This window comes from Rhizobium sp. SVR5-9E, assembly GCF_056755095.1.
On the sequence record NZ_JBNDHS010000741.1, the window covers coordinates 1 to 236 of the forward strand.

Below are 236 nucleotides of genomic sequence, written 5' to 3' on the forward strand. Positions count from 1 at the left end.
GGTTTTAGCTACCTTAAAAATCTGGGAGAATGATGATCTGGCTAAAAAAATCGGACTTGAAAGAGCATTAGGAAAAATAGACAGAAATAAACTTAATGTAAAAGGCGGAAGTCTTGCCGCAGCTCATCCTTTTGCAGCAACAGGTGGGAGAATCATTGCTACATTGGCAAAACTTCTGGACGAAAAAGGAAGCGGAAAAGGATTTATTTCAATTTGTGCTGCACGCGGTCAGGGCG

General features: G+C 41.5%; 1 pseudogene. It reads left to right on the plus strand.

Annotated elements, in window-relative coordinates:
* A pseudogene (locus tag ACPYOJ_RS36795) lies at positions 1-236 on the plus strand (acetyl-CoA C-acetyltransferase); the annotation flags it as partial.